Origin of the sequence: Streptomyces sp. NEAU-sy36, from assembly GCF_013423905.1 — a bacterium.
Lineage (GTDB): Bacteria > Actinomycetota > Actinomycetes > Streptomycetales > Streptomycetaceae > Streptomyces > Streptomyces misionensis.
This window is the reverse complement of the sequence record NZ_CP058977.1, coordinates 2558596-2578382: the sequence shown is the minus strand read 5'-3', so window position 1 is coordinate 2578382 and position 19787 is coordinate 2558596. Positions and strand designations below refer to the sequence as shown.

Here is a 19787-nt window from a genome sequence, read left to right as displayed (position 1 = left end):
GCTCAGCCATGTCCCACCGTCCGCTCCCCGGTCGCCGCGGCGTTCTGCGCGGCTCCCTCGCCGCGTCGGCGGCGCTCGCCCTGCCCGCGGGGCTCGGCGCGGCCCCGGCGTTCGCCCGGTCCGGACGGCCCCGGGCCGACTGGGGCGTCCAGGCCGGTGACGTCACCACCGACTCGGGCCTGGTGTGGGTGCGGGCGGACCGGCCGGCCCGGATGGTCGTGGAGACCGCGGCGACCGAGTCGTTCCGCAACCCGCGCCGCTTCACGGGCCCGCTGCTCGGCGCGGGCAGCGACTTCACCGGCACCACCCGGCTGCACGGCCTGCCCTCCGGGGAGCAGATCCACTACCGGGTGCTGCTCGCCGACCCCGACGACCCGCGCCGTACCGGCGAGCCGGTGACCGGCACCTTCCGCACCGCGCCCGCCAAGCGGCGCCAGGGGGTGCGGTTCGTCTGGTCCGGGGACCTGGCCGGGCAGGGCTGGGGCATCAACGAGTCGATCGGCGGCTACCGCATCTTCGACGCCATGGCGAGGACCGATCCGGACTTCTTCCTGTGCAGCGGTGACAACATCTACGCCGACGGGCCGATCTCCGCGACCGCCGCCCTGCCCGACGGGAGCGTCTACCGCAACCTCACCACCGAGGCGAAGTCGCACGTGGCGATCACCCTGGACGACTACCGGGGCAACTTCCGCTACAACCTGCTGGACGGCGCGCTGCGCCGGTTCAACGCCCAGGTGCCCGGCATCATCCAGTGGGACGACCACGAGGTCCGCAACAACTGGTACCCGGGCGAGGTGATCGGCGGCGGCACCCCCTACCCGGCCGGCACCCGCCTGGACGACCTGGCGCGCAACTCCCGCCGGGCCTTCGCCGAGTACTTCCCCGTCTCCACGCTGGGCGCCCGCGCCGACGGCCGGATCTACCGCACCCTGCACCACGGCCCGCTGCTCGACGTCTTCGTGCTGGACATGCGCACCTACCGCAGCGCCAACTCCCCCGACGACCAGACCACCGACCCCGTCGGCATCCTCGGCCGCGAGCAACTGGAGTGGCTCAAGCGGGAGCTGGCCGCCTCCCGCGCGGTGTGGAAGGTGATCGCGAACGACATGCCGCTGGGCCTGGTGGTGCCGGACCCGGTGGAGGGCAGGCCGAACTTCGAGGCGGTCGCGCAGGGCGACCCGGGCGCGCCGCTCGGGCGGGAACTCCAGATCGCCGAACTGCTGCGGTTCATCAAGCACCGGCGGATCACCGGCACGGTGTGGCTGACCGCCGACGTGCACCACACCTCGGCGCAGCACTACGACCCGTCGCGGGCCGCGTTCAAGGACTTCGAGCCGTTCTGGGAGTTCGTCTCCGGGCCGCTCAACGCCGGGGCGTTCCCGGCCAGCGCTCTGGACGGCACGTTCGGCCCGGACCGGGTGTTCGTCAAGGCGCCCGCCGTCTCCAACGTGTCGCCGGCCGAGGGCTACCAGTTCTTCGGCGAGGTCGACATCGACGGCGCGAGCGGCGAACTGACGGTACGGCTGCGGGAGTACGACGGCACCGTGCTGTTCACCCGGACCCTGCAACCGGGCCGGGTCGGCCAGTAATCGACCCCCGCTCCCCCGCTTCCCGTACGCTTCGAGCCATGTCGCGCGCCGGCGTCATCCCCCGGCGCGCGGCACCGTCGAGCCGGTCGCCGCTTTCCCGCTCCGCCGGGCGCGCCGGCCCCCGCGGGGGCGCGGGCAGCGACCGTAGAAAGTCAAACAAATCGGGCGGAGCATGCTTTACCTGACGGTCACAAACAGTTCGTGATCACGCAACACGTTTCCTTCACAGTGGCTGTATGACTCCGGATATGTCTGATGTGACCCGGGCCCGGCACGGCCGGCCCGTCCACCACTGGCGGCGGGACCTCGTGGAGCTCGCCGCGGTCTTCACCGCCGTCGCCGTGGCCGACGCGGTGGCCAACCTCGTCGGGCACGGTCCCGACGGCCCGGCCCTGCTGGGCATCTCGGCGCTCGCGCTGGCCGCCACGGCTGGCTTCCACACCTGGTGGGCACGGCGCCACGGGCATGCCCCGCCCGCCCGTGATACCGGCGCCCGGCCGGCCGCCGAGACGCGGCCGGCCGGGCCCGGCGTCCTGTGGCGGATGCGGACGACGGTCAGGGACGAGCCGGGTTCGCTGGCCGAGCTGTGCGGGGCGCTGGCCGGGCACCGGGTGGACATCCTGAGCCTCCAGACGCACCCGCTGGCCGACGGCACCGTGGACGAGTTCCTGCTGCGCGCGCCCGGAACGCTGTCGGCCACGGAGCTCACCCGGGCGGTGGCGGCGGCCGGGGGCACCTCCACGTACATCGAGCGGGCCGACGCCCACGATCTGGTGGACGCGCCGACGCGGGTGCTGGGCCTGGCCGCGCGCACCGCCGTCGACGCCGCGGAACTGCCGCTGGCGCTGCGGCAGTTGCTCGGCCGCTGCACGATCCGCTCGCTGCCCGGCCGCGCGGCCGACGGCACGCACCGGGTGCCGGCCGAGGGTGTCCTGGAGGACACCGTCATCCGGCTGCGGTCGCCGGAGGGCGGGGTGCTCACCGTGGAGCGGCCGTATCTGCCGTTCACCCCGGCCGAGTTCGCGCGGGCCCGGGCGCTGGTGGAACTGGACGCGCGGCTGGGCCCGCGGATCCCGGACGGGCAGGACGTGCTGACGCTGCCCGAGGGCAACGACATCGCGGTACGGCGGATCGACACCGGCGACCTGGCCGCGGCCAAGGCGATGCACGAGCGGTGCTCGGCCCGCACGCTGTCGCTGCGCTACCACGGGCCGGTCCGCGACGCGGACCGCTACCTCAACCACCTGCTCAGCCCGCGCTTCGGCCGGACACTGGCCGCGCAGACGTCCTCCGGGCGCGTCGTCGGCCTCGGGCATCTGCTCTGGGACGGCGACGAGACGGAGGTCGCGCTGCTGGTCGAGGACGACTGGCAGCGCCGGGGCGTCGGCGCGGAGCTGCTGCGCCGGCTGGTGGGGATGGCCCGCGAGGCCCACTGCGACAGCGTGTACGCGGTGACGCAGGCCTCCAACACCGGAATGGTCGCCGCGATGCGCGGCCTCGGCCTGCCGCTGGACTACCAGGTGGAGGAGGGCACGCTGGTGATCACTGCGCGACTGACCGCGGAACCCTCCGCCCGGCCCGCGTTCGACCGGGCCCACCGGGACTGAACCGGCCCGCGGCGTCCGGCCCCGGGACGGACGCCGCGCCGGCCGTCAGCGCACCGCCTCGCCCAGCGGCACCGGCGTCCGCACCCGCTGCCCCAGCGCCCCGTCCAGGTCGGCCCAGAGGTCCTCGACGTCCTCCAGCCCGACCGACAGCCGGAGCAACTTGTCGCTCACCCCGGCGTCCTGGCGGTCGTTCGCGGCGACGATGCGGTGGCTGATGGACGCGGGGTGCTGGATGAGGGTGTCGACGCTGCCGAGGCTCACCGCCGGGGTGACGAGGCGCACCCGGGAGATGACCTCGTGCGGATCGCCGTGCACCTCGAAGGCGATCATGGCGCCGCCGAGGCGCGGATAGCGGACCCGGGCCACCCGCGGGTCGGCGGAGAGCCGGCGGGCCAGTTCCGCGGCGTTGGCGGAGGCGGCCCGGACCCGGACCGGAAGCGTGGACAGGCCGCGCAGCAGCAGGTAGCCGGCGAGCGGGTGCAGGACGCCGCCCGTGGCGAAGCGGATCTGCCGCAGCCGGCCCGCCATCTCCTCGTCGCAGGCCACGACCCCGGCCAGCACGTCGCCGTGCCCGCCGAGGTACTTCGTCGCGCTGTGCAGCACCAGCCGCGCGCCCTGCTCGGCCGGCCGTTGCAGCACGGGGGTGGCGAAGGTGTTGTCGGCGAGCAGCGGCACCGAGCCGCAGGCGTGCGCGACGGCCCGCAGGTCCAGCTCGGCGAGAGTCGGGTTGGCCGGGGACTCGACCATCACCAGGCCGGTGTCCGGGCGCAGCGCGTCCGTGATGCCGGCCGGGTCGGTCCAGGTCACCTCGGTGCCGAGCAGCCCGGCGGTGAGCAGGTGGTCGGAGCAGCCGTACAGGGGCCGGACCGCGACGACATGGCGCAGCCCGGTCGCCGACCTGGCGAGCAGCACCGCGCTGAGGGCGGCCATGCCGCTGGCGAAGGCGACCGCGGACTCGGTGCCCTCAAGCCGGGCCAGCGCGGTCTCGAAGCGGGCGACCGTCGGATTGCCGAGCCGGCCGTAGACCGGCGGTCCCACCGGGTCCGCGCCGTCGGCGGCGAAGGCGTCGATGCGGGCGGCCTCGCCCCGGCTGTCGTAGGAGGGGTAGGTGGTGGACAGGTCGATCGGCGGGGCGTGCAGCCCCTGCCGGGCGAGATCGTCGCGGCCGGCGTGCACGGCCTCGGTGGCCAGGGCTCTCGGTGCGGGGCGTACGTCGTCGTAGGCACCCGTGCTCGCTGTGTCCATGGCCGGAAGGGTGAACATCGAGCGGTTCTGTGGGGTGAAACACCGTGCTATGTTCGGCCGATGGCCGATTCCGTCGTACTGGACCCGGTGGACCTCCAGCTGCTGCGGCTGCTGCAGAACGACGCCCGGATCACCTACCGCGACCTCGCCGCCCAGGTGGGTGTCGCGCCGTCGACCTGTCTGGACCGGGTGACCCGGCTGCGCCGCTCGGGCGTGATCCTCGGCCACCGGCTGCGCTTGGATCCGGCCAAGATCGGCCGCGGGTTGCAGGCGCTGCTGTCGGTCCAGGTCCGCCCGCACCGCAGGGAACTGGTGGGGCCGTTCGTGGAGCGGGTGCGCGCGCTGCCGGAGGCCCGCACGGTGTTCCACCTCACCGGCCCGGACGACTACCTGGTGCACGTGGCCGTCGCGGACATGGCCGATCTCCAGCGGCTGGTGCTGGACGAGTTCACCGCACGGCGCGAAGTGGCCCGGGTGGAGACCCGGTTGATCTTCCAGCAGTGGGAGTGCGGCCCGCTGCTGCCGCCCGGCAACGCCGACAGCTGAATCGTCCGTCACGCGGGTGACGCGGGGACATGCGCCGTACGAGGATGGGCGGCATGTCTGAGACCAACAGCCCGCTGCCCCGCCAGGTCGCCGACGCCTACGTCGACGACCTCATCGCCCTCGACCCCGTCACCGGTACCTACCTGGGAGTACCGGAGAGTTCGGGCCGGCTGCCCGACTACTCCCCGGCCGGTCAGGAGGCGCTCGCGGAGCTGGCCCGGACCACGCTCGCCAAGCTGGCCGAGGCGGAGCGCCGGCCGGGCGCGGACAGCGACGTGGAGCGGCGCTGCGGGCGGCTGCTGCGGGAGCGGCTGACCGCCGAACTCGCCGTGCACGAGGCGCACGAACACCTGCGCGCGGTCGGCAACATGCACACCCCCGGCCACTCGGTGCGCGACATCTTCACGGTGATGCCGGCCGCCACCGAGGAGGACTGGGCGGCCATCGCCGAGCGGCTGCGCGCGGTGCCGGGCGCGCTCGCGGGCTACCGCGAGTCCCTGCGACTGGGCCTGGACCGGAAGCTGTTCGCGGCGCCCCGGCCGACCGAGACGTTCATCGGCCAGCTCACCGAGTGGATCGACGCGGACGGCAAGGGCCGCGGCTGGTACGAGGAGTTCGCCGCCGCCGGACCCGACGCGCTGCGCACCGAGCTGGACGGGGCGGCCCGCTCGGCCACCGCGGCCCTGGTGGAACTGCGCGACTGGCTGCGGGACGTGTACGCCCCGGCCATCGAGGGTGCCCCGAACGTCGTCGGCCGGGAGCGGTACGCCCGCTGGTCGCGCTACTTCAACGGCACCGACCTGGACCTGGACGAGGCGTACGCGTACGGCTGGTCGGAGTTCCACCGCATCCTCGGCGAGATGGAGCGGGAGGCGGAGAAGATCCTGCCCGGCGCCGAGACGCCGTGGGTGGCGCTGGCCCACCTGGACGAGCACGGCCGGCACATCGAGGGCGTGGACGAGGTCCGCGACTGGTTGCAGGGCCTGATGGACCGGGCCATCGCGGACCTGGACGGCACGCACTTCGAACTCGCCGAGCGGGTGCGGAAGGTGGAGTCGCGCATCGCCCCGCCCGGCGGCGCGGCGGCCCCCTATTACACGGGCCCGTCGGAGGACTTCTCCCGGCCCGGCCGCACCTGGCTGCCCACCATGGGGCAGACCCGCTTCCCGGTCTACGACCTCGTCTCGACCTGGTACCACGAGGGTGTTCCCGGCCACCACCTCCAGCTCGCGCAGTGGGCCCACGTGGCCGAGAACCTCTCCCGCTACCAGGCGACGGTCGGCATCGTCAGCGCCAACGCCGAGGGCTGGGCGCTGTACGCGGAGCGGCTGATGGACGAGCTGGGCTACCTCACCGACCCGGAGCAGCGCCTCGGCTACCTGGACGCGCAGATGATGCGGGCGGCCCGGGTGATCGTGGACATCGGCATGCACCTGGAGCTGGAGATCCCCGCCGACTCGCCGTTCCACCCCGGCGAGCGCTGGACGCCGGAGCTGGCGCAGGAGTTCTTCGGCAGGCACAGCAGCCGCCCCGCGGACTTCGTGGAGAGCGAGCTGACCCGGTACCTGACGATCCCGGGCCAGGCGATCGGCTACAAGCTCGGCGAGCGGGCCTGGCTGCTGGGCCGGGAGCGGGCGCGGCAGCGGCACGGAGCGGCGTTCGACCTGAAGGCCTGGCACATGGCGGCCCTCTCCCAGGGCTCCCTCGGCCTGGACGACCTGGTGGACGAGCTGTCCGCGCTCTGAGCCGGGACCGGCTCCGCTCACTCGATCGGCGTGCCCGGCGCGCGGCTCCTCCCGCTTCACGCCCATGCTGGCGAGCGGGGGGAGACCGCCGTCCGGGTACGCCGCGCCGGCCGATGGGCGCGTGCACCGGACCCTGGCCATCGGAAGGGCGGAGCGTCGATGAGGCTCGTCGTCGATCTCAACAAGTGCCAGGGGTACGCGCAGTGCGCGTTCCTCGCGCCCGACGTCTTCGCCATGCACGGCGAGGAGTCGCTGGTGTACGACCCGCAACCCGATCCCGAGCAGCGTGAGCGGCTGGCCCGGGCGGTGGCCGCCTGCCCCGTGCAGGCGATCACCGCCGACGGGGTGGACGGGTCGCGGCGTGGTCCGGAGGCCGCCGATGGCCGCTGACGGAACGGACCGGCTGCGGCGCGAGGGCCGGATCGTGATCGTGGGTGCCTCGCTGGCCGGGCTGCGGGCGGCGGAGACGCTGCGCGCGGAGGGCTTCACCGGGGAGCTGACCCTGATCGGCGACGAGCCGTACGAGCCCTACGACCGGCCGCCGCTGTCCAAGGCGGTGCTGCTCGGCAAGGCCGGCCCGCACCGCACCGAGCTACCCCGGCGCCGCGAGATCGACGCCAAGTGGCGCCTCGGCGTGGCGGCCACCGGGCTGGACCTGAGGGCCAGACGGGTCCGGCTGGCCGACGGGGACGAGGTGGAGTACGACCGGCTGCTGATCGCCACCGGGGTGCGCGCCCGGCCCTGGCCGAAGGAGCCGGAGGCCCGGCTGGACGGCGTCTTCCTGCTGCGCACCCGTGACGACGCGGCCAGGCTGTCCGGGCGGCTGCGGGCGGGGCCGCGCCGGGTCTTCGTGATCGGCGCCGGGTTCGCCGGCTGCGAGGTCGCCTCCGCGTGCCGGGAGCGGGGCATCCCCGTCACGGTGGCGGAGCGGGCGGGCGCGCCGCTGGTGGGCGCCCTCGGCGGGGTGATCGGCTCGGTCGCCGCGGAGCTGATGCGCGAGCACGGCGTGGATCTGCGCACCCGGGTGACGGTGACGGCGCTGGAGGGCGATCCGGCCGGCCGGGTACGGGCGGTGCACCTGTCCGACGAGAGCGTGGTCGAGGCGGACGTGGTGGTCGTCTCGCTGGGCTCGCAGCGCAACACCGAGTGGCTGGCCGGGTCCGGGCTCGGCGCGGGCCCCCGGGGCATCGCCTGTGACGCGGGGTGCCGCGCCTTCGACTTCCGGGGCATCGTCACCGACGACGTGTTCGTGGCGGGCGACGTGGCCCGCTCCCCGCACGCGCTGTTCGAGTACCAGTTCCTCTCGCTCGAACACTGGGGCAACGCCGTGGCGCAGGCGGAGACGGCCGCGCACAACATGATCTGCGACGGCACCGACCGGCGCCCGCACCTGTGGATGCCGGCGTTCTGGTCCTCGCAGTTCGGGGTGAACATCAAGTCGGTCGGGGTGCCCCCGATGGGCGAGGAACTGATGATCACGCAGGGCTCGACGGCCGAGCGCCGGTTCGTCGGGGTCTACGGCCACAAGGGCAGGGTGGTGGCCGCGGTGAGCTTCGACAACACCCGGTGGCTGGAGTTCTACCAGCGGCAGATCGAGCGGGGCGCGCCGTTCCCGGTGGAGCACCCGACGCTGGACCGGCGTCCCGAGGAACGGCGGCCGGTGCCGGCCGACTTCCCGGACCCGTCGCTGCCGACCCACGCGGCCATGGTGACCCTCAGCGGCTACTCGCCCGCCGACACCCGGCTCGTCTTCCACCCGGCCCACCACTGAGGGCCCGGCCCGCCACGGCTTCCCCGGCCCCGCACCCCGGCTTTCGGCCGGTCCCCCACCGACATCCGCCCGGCCCCCCTCCCACGCTCCGAGGACTCCTCATGACGCAAGACTCGCTCGTGCGCCGGATCACCGACTTCGCCAGCCGCGCCGACCCGTACCCGCTGTACCGGGAGCTCCGCCGCACACCGGTGCTGCACGAGGAGGAGGGCGGCCCCTACGTCATCAGCTCCTACTGGGACATCGAGGCGCTGCTGCACGACCCGCGGATCAGCTCGGACGCGGCGAACCTGGCCGCCGCCGGGGACGATCCGCTGGCCGGCTCCGAGGAGACGGGCGGGCTGCCGCCGTCGTTCCTGCGGCTCGACCCGCCCGAGCACGACCGGCTGCGGCGCATCGCCAACAGCGGCTTCGGACCGCCGCACCGCCCGCGCCGGATCGACGGCATGCGCGGTGAACTGCGGGAGATCGTCACCGCGCTGATCGACGACTTCGGGGACGCCCGGCGGATCGATCTGGTGGACCGGTTCGCCTATCCCTTCCCGGTGACCGTGATCTGCCGGCTGCTCGGCGTGCCCCGGGAGGACGAGCCCCGCTTCCGCACCTGGGTCGACCCGCTGGTGGCGAATCTCGACCCGGGTGCGCGGCAGGGCGGGGACGGGGAGTTCGCGCGGACGGCCCGCGAGGCCCGGATGCAGCTCGGCATGTATCTGGCCGGGCTGGTCGAGGAGCGGGCGAAGGAGCCGCGCGACGATCTGCTGTCCGACCTGGTCAACAGCCGGGGGCCGGACGGCGCGATGACGATGATGGAAGTGCTCAGCACGGCCGTGCTGCTGCTCATCGCCGGCCATGAGACGACCGTCAACCTGATCACCAACGGCATGCTCACACTGCTGCGCCACCCGGAGATCCTGGAGCGGCTGCGCCACGAACCGGACCTCGCGCCGCGGCTGGTGGAGGAGCTGCTGCGCTACGAGCCGCCGGTCCAGCTGGTGCCTCAGCGCACCTGCATCACGGACATCGAGGTGCGCGGGGTGACGATCCCCAAGGGGTCGCGGATCTGGCTGATGCTGGCCGCGGGCAACCGGGACCCGGAGCGGTTCGCGGACCCCGACCGGTTCGACCCGGACCGCGAGGACGTCCAGCACCTCGGCTTCGGCAGCGGCATCCACATCTGCTTCGGCGCGCCGCTGGCCCGGCTGGAGACCCAGATCGCGCTGACCGAGCTGGCCCGGCGGCTGGAGAACCCGCGCCTGGTGCAGGACCCGCCGCCGTACCGGGAGAACGCGGTGCTGCGCGGGCCGCGGCACCTGGAGATCGACTTCGACGGACTGCGCCCCTGAGCCCGTCTCAGCGCGCCAGCGGCGTGAGCTGGACAAGCCCGACCCAGGTCTCGGGGCCCGGCTGGGCGTAGGCGGTGCGCACGGTGTACGACCCGGCGGCGAGCGGCACCTTCAGATGCTCCTGCCGGTCCGCCTCGCCGCCCGGCCAGGCCGAGTCGAACAGCACGACGGGCCCGGGCACGTCCCAGCGCAGCTCCTGCTCCCACACGGCACCCTCCAGCGCGGCGGGCACCCCGGCGAGCAGCTCGCGCTCGGAGCCGGCCGCGGACCACCGGACGAAGGTGCCGTGTTCGGGCAGGTAGGAGGTGGCGGCGGGCTCGTCACCGAGCACGAGCGCCGCGCTGTCACCGACGGGCAGCAGCCCGGCGTACCCGGCGACCTCGCAGGCCCGGTCGTAGTCCGTGTCCAGTTCCTCGCTGTCGGCCCCCGCCCAGAACGGCAGGACCACCTCCGGAACGGCGATCAGGGGCCCACCGCCCGACTCCACCCACTCCAGCACTCCATGATCTTCAATCCGAGCCATGGGCGAAGAACCTACACGCACCCCTGCGGGCGGCCGAACCCGCCTGCCTCCAGGGGCCGTTGACGCGGTCCGGCGCACCGCCGCCCCCGCACCGCACCGGGGCCGCGGCGTCGCGGGCCGGTCCTTCGCGCCGACGGGTCCGGGACGCTCGTGGAGCCGACACCGGCGCTGCCCCGCAGGACGCTCAGGCCGGCCGTGCCCAGCGCGTCCGTTCGCTCCAGCACCGTGCGCGGCACAGCCGACCCGGGTCTCACGGTGCCCGACGCCGGTCAGACGCCCCGCTGCCGCAGCGTCGACCCCGTTCTGCCCTTCACGACCTCCAGTTGGGCGTGGATGCGGCGGCGCAGGTCGGGGACGTGGCTGACGATGCCCACGCTGCGGTCGCGTTCGCGCAGGCCGTCGAGGACGTCGAGGACCTCGTCCAGGGTCTGGTCGTCGAGGCTGCCGAAGCCCTCGTCGATGAAGAGGGTGTCCAGGCGGACGCCGCCGGTCTCGTCGGTGACGACGTCGGCGAGGCCGAGGGCGAGGGCCAGGGAGGCGAAGAAGGTCTCGCCGCCGGAGAGGGTGGCGGTGTCCCGTTCGCGGCCGGTCCAGGCGTCCACCACGTGCAGACCGAGGCCGCTGCGGCCGCGGCCGCTGCGGTCGTCGGAGTGGACGAGGGTGTAACGGCCGGAGGACATGCGCTGCAGGCGGACGGTCGCGGCGGCGGCGACCTGTTCCAGACGGGCGGCGAGCACGTACGACTCCAGGCGCATCCTGCGCTCGTTGTCGGCGGCGGTGCCCGCGGTGAGGGCGGCGAGCCGGGCGACCCGGTCGTACTCCTCGCGCAGCGGTCCGAGCCGGCGCACGGCCTCGGCGGCACGGGCGGACAGCCGGTCCAGTTCGGCGCGGCAGCGGTCGGCGGCGTCGCGGGCCGAGACGGCCTCCCGCAGCCGGCGCTCGGCCTCGGCGGCCGTCCGTTCGGCGCCGGCCGGATCGGCGGGCGGGCGCTGGGCGGCGGCCGCGGTGTCCGCCTCGGCGAGCACGGCGCGCACGGCCGCCTCCTCCGACTGCCAGGCGTCCAGGCGGTGTTGCAGTTCACGGTGCCCGTCGTCGGTGAGCAGGGCGGCGGCCGCGGCCTCGGGTGTGGCGAACCCGGCCCGGTAGGCGGCGTCGGCCAGCCGGGCGTCGGCGCTCTTCAGGCGCTGGGCGGTGTCCTCGGCGGCGCGTACGGCCTCCGCGGCCTCGGTGAGCAGCGCCGCCTGCCGCTCCAGCTGGGCGGCGCGCGCGGCCACACTGTCCGCGGTGCCGCGGGCCTGGGCCAACTCCGCTTCCAGTTGGGACTGTTCGCGGTCCAGCGCCTCGCGCCGGGTGAGCCGGGAGGCGGCCCGTACGGCGGCCTGCTGCCGCTCGGCGAGGCGCCGCTCACGCTCCTGCTCGGCGCGCCGCAGCTCCTCGTGGGCGGCGTGCAGCCCGGAGGCGGCCTGCCGGGCGCGGGCATACTCCTGCTCCAACTCGTCCGCTTCGGCGGCGAGTTCACCTACGGGTGTCTCGCCGGCCTCGGCGGTGGCGGCGGCCAGGGACTCGCGTACAGCGGCGACGCTCCGCTCGGCCTCGGTGTGCCGGCGGTCGGCCTCCTGCGAGGCGGCCTGCGCCTGTTCCTCGGCGGCGCGGTCCACGTGCCCGGCGACCTTGCGGGCGGGCGCCGGGTGTTCGGTGGCGCCGCAGACCGCGCACGGCTCGCCGTCGGCGAGGCGGGCGGCCAGTTCGGCGGCGATGCCGGTCAGGCGCTGTTCCTTGAGGTCGAGCCAGTGCGCGCGGGCGTCCAGGGCCCGCTGTCCGGCGTCCTGGGCCCGCCGCCGGGCCGTCTCCAGCTCCTCGGTGAGGGCGTCCCGGGTGCGGGCCGCCGCGAGGCGCCGCCGCATCGGATCGCGGCGGACGCCGAGCTGTTCGGCGCGGGTGGCGGCCTCCTGGGCGGTGTCGATGCGGGTCTGGAGGTCCGCGCGTGCGGTGTCCCAGCCCGCCAGCCAGGCGTCGGCCTCGCGCAGCACGTCGTCGTCGGCGCGCTCCTGGCGGTCGAGCCCGGCGCGTTCGGCGGTCACCTCGGCGAGGCGCCGCTCGGCCCGCCGGGCGGCGTCCAGGCCGCCCAGTTCCTCGGCGGCGCGGCGGGCGGCGGCGGCCAGCGCGCTCGCGTCGGCGTCGGCGAGCGGGCCGGGCAGCATGCTCCGGACGCGGGCCTCGGCGGCGTCCGCCCCGCGGTGCTCCCGCTCGGCCTCCTCACGCAGCTGGAGCGCGGGCGCGACCTGCTCGGCCTTGCGGGAACGCGCCATGCGCTCCTGGTCCTCGCGATGGTCGCCGGCCCGCTCCCGGAGCCGTTCGGCGCGCCGCCGCGCCTCGGCGAAGCGGCCCTGCAGACGGGCGAGTTCACGTTCCTCGTCCAGGGCGCGACGGGCGTCGGCGTGGGCGGACTCGGCGGCGGCCAGGCGGCTGTGGGCGACGGCGAGGCGTTCCCGGGCGGTGGTGCGGGCGACGGCGGCGGCGCCGAGCACGGCCTCGGCGAGCCCCGGGTCGCCGGGCGCCAGCTCGGGCAGCTCCATGGCGTCGCCCGCGGCCTGCTGCATGCGGTGCGCGTCGGCGAGCAGGGCGGCGTCGCCCTCGCGCACCCGGGCCTCGGCGGCGCGGCGGCGTTCGGCGAGGCGCTTCTCGACGTCGGCGAAGCGCTGGGTGTCGAACAGGCGGCCCAGCAGCCGGCCGCGGGCCTCGGCGTCGGCACGCAGGAAGCGGGCGAAATCGCCCTGGGGCAACAGCACGACCTGGCAGAACTGCTCCCGGCTCATGCCGAGGAGTTGCTCGAACTCGGCCCCGATCTCCTGGTGGGAGCGGCTGAGGTCCTTCCAGGCGCCCGCCGTGGCGTCGTACTCGCGCAGCCAGGTCTGGGCCTTGTCGACGGTGGTGCCCTTGCCGCGCAGCTTGGGGCGCTCCCAGGGCGGCTGCCGGGTGACCTGGAACCGGCGTCCGGCGACGGTGAGTTCGAGGCGGACCTCGGTGCGGGTGCCGGGCTCGGCGTGGTCGCTGCGCAGGTTCATGCCCTGGCCCGTGCCGCTCTGGCGGGCGCCGGGGACGGAGCCGTACAGGGCGTAACAGACGGCGTCCAGGACGGAGGTCTTGCCGGCGCCGGTGGGGCCGTGCAGCAGGAAGAGGCCGGCGGCGGACAGCGCGTCGAAGTCGACGTGCTGGGTGGCGCCGAAGGGGCCGAAGGCGGTGATGTCGAGCCGGTGCAGCCTCACCGGGCCACCTCCCGAACGGCCGCGTCGGCGCGGACGGCGTCGAAGGTCTCGCGCAGTATCGCGCTCTCCCGTTCGTCCGGCCCGGCGCCGCGGACGTGGGCGACGAAGTCCCGGGCGATCTGCTGGTCGCTGCGGCCCGCGAGGCGCCGGGCGTAGGAGACCCGGGGGTCGTCGGGGGCGCGCTCGGGGTCGAAGACGAGGCTCAGGGTGTGCGGGAAGCGCTCGGTGAGCCGGGCCATCGGGTCGGCCGGGCGGACGCTGTCGGTGAGGGTGGCCTCGATCCAGGAGTCCTCGTGGCGGGCGAGGTCCGGGTCGGCGAGTAGTTCCGCCAGGGTGCCGCGGACGCGGGCCAGCGGGCGCGGTACCGGGCAGTCGAGGCGTTCGGCGCGGACGGTGCCGTCGGCTGCGAGGTCGACCAGCCACATGCTCTTGCGGTGGTCGGCCTCGGAGAAGGAGTAGGCGAGCGGGGAGCCGGAGTAGCGCACGCGCTCGGTGAGGGTCTGGCAGCCGTGCAGGTGGCCGAGGGCCACGTAGTGGGCGCCGTCGAAGACCCCGGCGGGTACGGCGGCGACGCCGCCTACGGTGATGTCGCGTTCGCTGTCGCTGGCCTCGCCGCCGGTGACGAAGGCGTGGGCGAGGACGACGCAGCGGGTGCCGTCCGGGCGGGTGGCGAGGTCGGCGCGGACCCGGTCCATGGCGGCCGCGAGGACGGCCTCGTGTCCTGCCTTCTCGACGCCGAACTCGTCCTTCACCAGGGCGGGTTCGAGATAGGGCAGACCGTAGAGCGCGACGTCGCCGTGGGCGTCGGCGAGCACCACGGGGGTGGCGACGGCGGACGGTTCGGTGCGCAGGTGGATGCCGGCGCGGTCGATGAGCCCGGCGCCGACGCCGAGGCGGCGGGCCGAGTCGTGGTTGCCGGAGATCATCACCGTGGGCACGCCCAGTGCGGCGAGGCGGTGCAGGGCGTCGTCGAAGAGTTCGACGGCGGCGAGCGGGGGCACCGCCCGGTCGTACACGTCTCCCGCCACGAGCACCGCGTCCACCTCGCGCTCGCGCACGGTGGCGACGAGGTGACCGATGAACTCGGCCTGGGCGCCGAGCATGCTCACCCGGTGGAAGGCCCGGCCGAGGTGCCAGTCGGACGTGTGCAGGAGTCTCATGACCACCGAGACTAACGGCCGGGTACGACAACCCGGCCGGCCGCTCGCGCACCATCCGTCATACCCGGCACGCCGCAAATGCGTTATGCCCTTTTTGTCACCTCGGGTCAGGCATCTCCGTAGGCCTCGCCGCCCAGTTCGAGGGCGGCCGTGCCCGCGGTCGCGTCGGCGAGCCAGCCTCGGAAGGCGTCCACGTCGGCGTCCGGCAGGCCGATCTCGATGGTGACGGCCTCTCCGTAGCGCACGTCGCGGACCTCGCGGCCGGTGGCGCGCAGATCGTTCTGGAGCTTGCCCGCGCGCTGGTGGTCGACGGTGACGGTGGCCAGCCGGAAGCGGCGCCGGGTGCGGGTGCCGAGCGCGTCCAGGGCCTCGCCGACGGCGCCGCCGTAGGCGCGGATGAGTCCGCCGGCGCCGAGCTTGACGCCGCCGTAGTAGCGGGTGACGACGGCGACGACGTACCGCATGTCGCGGCGCAGCAGCATCTGGAGCATGGGGACGCCGGCGGTGCCGCCCGGTTCCCCGTCGTCGCTGGCCTTCTGCACGCCGGCATCGGCGCCGATGACGTAGGCCCAGCAGTTGTGGGTGGCGTCGGCGTGCTCCTTGCGGACGGCCGCGATGAAGTCCTGGGCCTCCTGCTCGGTGGCGGCCGGGGCGAGGGCGCACAGGAAGCGGGAACGGTTGATCTCGGTCTCGTGCACGCCCGCGTGGGCGACTGTGCGGTACTCGTCCTGCATCCGCCCACCCTATGCGCAGGCGGCGGGCGCCCCCGCCCTAGGTACGGCTCCCGCCCCGGGGCACCCGGAACCAGGTCAGCAGGGCGGCGCCGGGGGCGAGGGCCGGCCAGCCGGGGGCGTGCCAGGCGAGGACGGCGATCGCGGAGGTGGGGAACTTGGCGCGCAGCCGGTCCAGGGTGTCGTCGAGGCCGTCCCCGGCCAGTGTGCGGACCAGGTCCGCGAGGCCCGGGTTGTGCCCGACGAGGAGCAGCGTCTCCACCTCGGGCGGTGTCTCGCGCACGACCGCCAGCAGGGTGGGCACGTCGGCCGCGTACAGCCGGGGCTCATGGCGCACCGGGGGCGGCGTCCCCCATTCCGCGGAGGCCAGCCGCCAGGTCTCCCGGGCGCGTACGGCGGTGGAGCACAGGGCGAGGTCGGGCAGGAGGTCGGCCTCGGCGAGGGCGCGGCCGGCGGCGGGGGCGTCCCGCAGGCCGCGCGGCGCCAGCGGTCTGCCGTGGTCGGGCACGCCCTCGGGCCGGGCGGACTTGGCGTGCCGGAGCACCACGAGCCGGCGCAGCGGACCGGAACTCACGCCGGGGCCCCGAGATCGCGGGCGAGGTCGAGGGCGAGCAGCCGGTCGGCGTAGGCGAAGGTCTCGAACCGGGCACCGTCGGGCACCTCGGGGTCGGCCTCCACGTCCCCGAGCACGTCCAGGAACTCCAGCATGTCCAGGTCGTCCTCCCATGCCCGCGCGAGCCGTGCCCGCGCCGCCTCCGGCACCGGCCGCGAGGGGGAGCGGGCCCACCCGGCCACGGCCCCGCGCCACCCCGCCAGCCGCTCGGCGGCGGCACCGAGCGCGGCCTCGTCCAGCCGGGCGGTCTCCCCGCGGGGGACGCGGAGCAGGGCCAGCCGGAGGGCGGTGGGCTCGGCGAGGAGCGCGGGCAGCGGGGCCGGCCCGCAGGCGGCCTCGCCCGCCCCGGGCGGGCGCCCGCCCCAGACCGCCGGTGCGACGAGGACCACCGGCCCGTCCCCGGGCCACGCGGCGCCCTCGTCCTCCGCCACCACCAGCACCGCGCTCGGTCCGCCCGCGCCGGGAGCGAGCCCGCGGGCCTCCTCGAAGGGGCGGACGGCGAGGGCGTCGGCGGCGGCGCGGAGTTCCCCGGGCAGCGCGGTGGCGAGGGTCGGCCAGGCCTGGGTGCCGTTCAGTTCCAGGGCCCGGGCGAGGAGGTCGGCGGTGAGGAGCACCCGCAGCGAGGTGAGGCCGGGCCCCGGGGCACGGGCCTCGATGCGGGTCAGGCCGCCGCGCCGGGCGGGCGCGGCGGGGACGGGTGCACCGGTTCGGGCGTCGAGGATGCGCAGCACGGGGCGAGCGTAGGCGCGCGGACGGCCGTGCGCGGGTACCGCGCGCCGATTCCGGACACCGTGGCGGGGCGGGAACGGGGAATCCGTGTCCCGCGGGGCCGGTTGACGGCAGCGGAGAACATCCATCCCACACCACAAAGGAGGCGGACGTGTACGGCGATGAGGCGACAGTTCGCAGGATTCTGACCGAACTGGGCGATACCTGGGCGGTGGTCGGCCTGTCCGGCAATTCCGCCCGGCCGGCCCACCGTGTGGCGCAGGTGCTCCAGCGGTTCGGCAAGCGGATCGTGCCGGTGCACCCGAAGGCGGAGACCGTGCACGGCGAGCGGGGGTACGCCTGCCTGGCGGACATCCCCTTCGACGTCGACGTGGTGGACGTCTTCGTCAACAGCTCGCTGGCGGGCGCGGTGGCCGACGAGGCCGTGGCGAAGGGCGCCCGGGCGGTCTGGTTCCAGCTCGGTGTCGTCGACGAGGCCGCGTACGCGCGCACCCGCGAGGCCGGTCTGGACATGGTGATGGACCGCTGCCCGGCAATCGAAATTCCCCGCTTGACCTAGTGTCAGAACTTCTTCATCACAATTCTGCACTGAATATTGACATTCGCACACAGCGGATGAGCTGTGAAAACCCTGTCCTCAAGACCGGCAAGATCCTGGGTCAAGTTTTGGTAAGCGGTCTTTTGCCGACAGGGAAAGCGTTCCTAGCCTGTGGCCTCCTTCCTCGTTAAACCTGCGTTTACGATCTGAGAGGCCACTTGACATGGCGAAAGTCGACCAGGCTGCACCGGTAGCCGTCAGTGACACCGGGGGTCTGCGCCGCGACGTCGGACTCATCGGCCTGATGTGGGCCTCCGTGGGCTCCATCATCGGCTCCGGGTGGCTGTACGGCGCCGAGAAGGCCGTCGTCGTGGCCGGCCCCGCGGCGATCATCTCGTGGGTGATCGGCACGGTGGCCATCGTCCTGCTGGCGCTGGTGCACGCCGAACTGGGCGGCATGTTCCCGGTGGCGGGCGGCACCGCCCGCTACCCGCACTACGCCTTCGGCGGGCTGGCCGGCATGTCCTTCGGCTGGTTCTCGTGGCTCCAGGCCGCCACGGTGGCCCCCATCGAGGTCGAGGCCATGATCGGCTACGCCGGTCACTGGAAGTTCGCCCAGGGCCTCCAGGACGCCGACGGCACGCTGACCACGAGCGGTGTGGTGACGGCCATCGTCCTCATGGCCGTCTTCGTCGGCGTCAACTTCTTCGGCGTCCGCGCCCTGGCGCACACCAACAGCGCCGCGACCTGGTGGAAGATCGCCATCCCGCTCGCGGCGATCTTCATCATCGCCGTGGGCAACTTCCACGTCTCCAACTTCACCTCGCAGGGCTTCGCCCCCTTCGGCGCCAAGGGCATGCTGGGCGCGATCAGCTCCAGCGGCATCATCTTCGCGCTGCTCGGCTTTGAGCAGGCGATCCAGCTGGCCGGTGAGAGCCGCAACCCCAAGCGGGACCTGCCCCGCGCCACCCTCGGCTCGGTCGCCATCGGCGCCGGCATCTACATCCTGCTCCAGATCGTCTTCATCGCCGCGCTGCCGCACGCCTCGTTCGCGCACGGCTGGGCGAAGCTGGCCTACGCCGGCATCAGCGGCCCCTGGGCGGGCCTCGCGACCGTGGTGGGCCTCGGCTGGCTGGGCTGGGTGCTCTACGTCGACGCGATCATCTCCCCCGCCGGCACCGGCCTGATCTACACCACCGCCACCTCGCGCGTCTCCTACGGCCTGGCCAAGAACGGCTACGCGCCCAAGGGGCTCACCCGGACGGACAAGCGCGGTGTGCCGTGGATCGGTCTCATCGTCACCTTCGTCACCGGCATCCTCTGCTTCCTGCCGTTCCCGAGCTGGCAGAAGCTGGTCGGCTTCATCACCTCGGCGAGCGTGCTGATGTACGCGGGTGCGCCGCTGGCCTACGGCGTCTTCGCCGACCGCCTGCCGCACTTCGACCGCCCCTACCGGCTGCCCGCCGGCAAGGTCGTCGCGCCGGCGTCCTTCGTGATCGCCAACCTGATCATCTACTGGAGCGGCTGGGACACCCTGTGGCGGCTGGGCTTCGCCATCCTGCTCGGCTACGTCCTGCTGGGCTCCTACGCCTGGTGGGCCAACGCCAAGGGCAGGCCGGACGCGCCCCGGATGGACTTCAAGGCCGCGCAGTGGCTGCCCGCGTATCTGCTGGGCATCGGCGTGATCTCCTGGCAGGGCGGCTTCGGCGAGGGCAGCCAGGGCAACATACCGCTGTACTGGGACATGCTGGTCGTCGCGGCGTTCTCGCTCGTCGTCTACTACTGGGCGAAGGCCACCGCGTCCCCGACGGAGGCGATCGAACGCAGCATCGACGAGGTCGTCGTCACGGACGCGCCGACCCACTGAGCAGCACCCCCGCCCGGTGCCCCGCCGACCGCCCGCGGTCGGCGGGGCACCGCCGTCTTCCGGGCACCGCCCGCACCCGCCCCCGCGTCACGCCCTCACCCTTGCTCGCGTTCCGTCTCCGCGAGCCGGTGGTCGGCTATCTTCAGGGCTTCGTCCACCAGGCGGCGCAGATGGCCGTGGCGCAGGGAGTAGATCACCCGGCGGCCCTCCTTGCGGGTGTCGACCAGGCCGGCGAGGCGCAGGCGGGCCAGGTGCTGGCTGACGGCGGGACGGGCGGCGGCGCAGGTCTCGGTGAGGGTGGTGACGTCGGCCTCTCCCGAGGCCAGGGCGTGCAGCAGGGCGAGGCGGGTGCGGTCGCCGAGGAGGGCCAGGAGTTCGGCGGCGAGCGCGAACTGTTCGTCGCCCGGTGTGCGCTGCTGCGCAGGGTGCGCAGGTGACAGGTGCATGCGTGCGCTCATACGCACATAATGTCCCCGTGGGCGTTCCGCGTCCACCGCCGCCCACCCGGAAG

Annotated in this window: 17 protein-coding genes; 9 read left to right on the top strand and 8 right to left on the bottom strand. The window is 74.4% G+C overall.

All coding sequences use genetic code 11. The annotated features are described in order from the left end of the window. The first annotated feature begins 8 nt into the window (after nt 1-8). Nucleotides 9-1592, top strand: a complete 1584-nt coding sequence (locus HZZ00_RS11910) for an alkaline phosphatase (protein ID WP_180332151.1) — start codon at nt 9-11, stop codon at nt 1590-1592. A 248-nt stretch (nt 1593-1840) separates the two neighbouring features. Beyond that, entirely contained in the window at nt 1841-3199 is a 1359-nt protein-coding gene (locus HZZ00_RS11905) for a GNAT family N-acetyltransferase (protein ID WP_257585754.1), read from the top strand. A gap of 45 nt (nt 3200-3244) precedes the next feature. Here HZZ00_RS11905 and HZZ00_RS11900 read toward each other — a convergent pair whose 3' ends face one another. After that, on the bottom strand, nt 3245-4444 hold the full coding sequence (locus HZZ00_RS11900; protein ID WP_180332149.1) for a PLP-dependent aspartate aminotransferase family protein: 1200 nt from the start codon (nt 4442-4444) through the stop codon (nt 3245-3247). Between the two features lie 60 nt (nt 4445-4504). Between HZZ00_RS11900 and HZZ00_RS11895 the strand changes: the two genes are divergently transcribed. The 5 genes from HZZ00_RS11895 to HZZ00_RS11875 all read left to right on the top strand — a co-directional run bounded on the left by HZZ00_RS11895 (nt 4505) and on the right by HZZ00_RS11875 (nt 9849). Continuing rightward, nucleotides 4505-4990, top strand: coding sequence for an Lrp/AsnC family transcriptional regulator (locus HZZ00_RS11895; RefSeq protein ID WP_070028223.1), 486 nt, complete (start codon nt 4505-4507; stop codon nt 4988-4990). Between the two features lie 53 nt (nt 4991-5043). Then, nucleotides 5044-6735: a DUF885 domain-containing protein gene (locus HZZ00_RS11890; RefSeq protein ID WP_180332148.1), complete on the top strand. Its 1692-nt coding sequence runs from the start codon at nt 5044-5046 to the stop codon at nt 6733-6735. A gap of 159 nt (nt 6736-6894) precedes the next feature. Beyond that, nucleotides 6895-7125 carry a ferredoxin gene (locus tag HZZ00_RS11885; protein WP_074991715.1) on the top strand — a complete coding sequence of 77 codons (231 nt, stop codon included), beginning with the start codon at nt 6895-6897 and terminating at the stop codon, nt 7123-7125. Further along, nucleotides 7115-8506, top strand: coding sequence for an NAD(P)/FAD-dependent oxidoreductase (locus tag HZZ00_RS11880; RefSeq protein WP_180332147.1), 1392 nt, complete (start codon nt 7115-7117; stop codon nt 8504-8506). Before HZZ00_RS11885 ends, HZZ00_RS11880 begins: the two co-directional genes overlap by 11 nt. A gap of 101 nt (nt 8507-8607) precedes the next feature. Continuing rightward, nucleotides 8608-9849 carry a cytochrome P450 gene (locus tag HZZ00_RS11875; RefSeq protein WP_180332146.1) on the top strand — a complete coding sequence of 414 codons (1242 nt, stop codon included), beginning with the start codon at nt 8608-8610 and terminating at the stop codon, nt 9847-9849. A gap of 7 nt (nt 9850-9856) precedes the next feature. Here the strand turns inward: HZZ00_RS11875 and HZZ00_RS11870 are convergent, their stop codons facing one another. From HZZ00_RS11870 to HZZ00_RS11845, 6 genes are all read right to left on the bottom strand, one after another. Next, the gene (locus tag HZZ00_RS11870; protein ID WP_180332145.1) at nt 9857-10372 is read right to left on the bottom strand and encodes an immunity 21 family protein; all 516 of its coding nucleotides are present in this window, start codon (nt 10370-10372) and stop codon (nt 9857-9859) included. 269 nt (nt 10373-10641) lie between these two features. Then, nucleotides 10642-13638, bottom strand: coding sequence for an AAA family ATPase (locus tag HZZ00_RS11865; protein WP_180332144.1), 2997 nt, complete (start codon nt 13636-13638; stop codon nt 10642-10644). Beyond that, a complete protein-coding gene (locus HZZ00_RS11860) occupies nt 13635-14798 on the bottom strand; it encodes an exonuclease SbcCD subunit D (protein ID WP_180332143.1) in 1164 nt (387 codons plus the stop codon). The genes HZZ00_RS11865 and HZZ00_RS11860 overlap by 4 nt, the downstream gene beginning before the upstream one ends. Before the next feature lie 107 nt (nt 14799-14905). Then, complete coding sequence (locus tag HZZ00_RS11855) at nt 14906-15532, bottom strand: YigZ family protein (RefSeq protein ID WP_180332142.1); 627 nt, start codon at nt 15530-15532, stop codon at nt 14906-14908. A 37-nt stretch (nt 15533-15569) separates the two neighbouring features. After that, entirely contained in the window at nt 15570-16103 is a 534-nt protein-coding gene (locus HZZ00_RS11850; RefSeq protein WP_180332141.1) for a histidine phosphatase family protein, read from the bottom strand. Then, nucleotides 16100-16873 (bottom strand): hypothetical protein, encoded by a 774-nt coding sequence (locus HZZ00_RS11845; protein WP_180332140.1) that lies wholly within the window; start codon nt 16871-16873, stop codon nt 16100-16102. The genes HZZ00_RS11850 and HZZ00_RS11845 overlap by 4 nt, the downstream gene beginning before the upstream one ends. A 149-nt stretch (nt 16874-17022) precedes the next feature. Here HZZ00_RS11845 and HZZ00_RS11840 point away from each other — a divergent pair, with 149 nt between their 5' ends. Together HZZ00_RS11840 and HZZ00_RS11835 are read left to right on the top strand one after the other, a co-directional pair. Next, nucleotides 17023-17430, top strand: a complete 408-nt coding sequence (locus HZZ00_RS11840; protein ID WP_180332139.1) for a CoA-binding protein — start codon at nt 17023-17025, stop codon at nt 17428-17430. A gap of 202 nt (nt 17431-17632) precedes the next feature. Beyond that, a complete protein-coding gene (locus tag HZZ00_RS11835) occupies nt 17633-19276 on the top strand; it encodes an APC family permease (protein WP_180332138.1) in 1644 nt (547 codons plus the stop codon). Nucleotides 19277-19371: 95 nt separating this feature from the next. Here HZZ00_RS11835 and HZZ00_RS11830 read toward each other — a convergent pair whose 3' ends face one another. Further along, a complete protein-coding gene (locus HZZ00_RS11830) occupies nt 19372-19734 on the bottom strand; it encodes a metalloregulator ArsR/SmtB family transcription factor (RefSeq protein ID WP_257585753.1) in 363 nt (120 codons plus the stop codon). Nucleotides 19735-19787 lie beyond the last annotated feature (53 nt).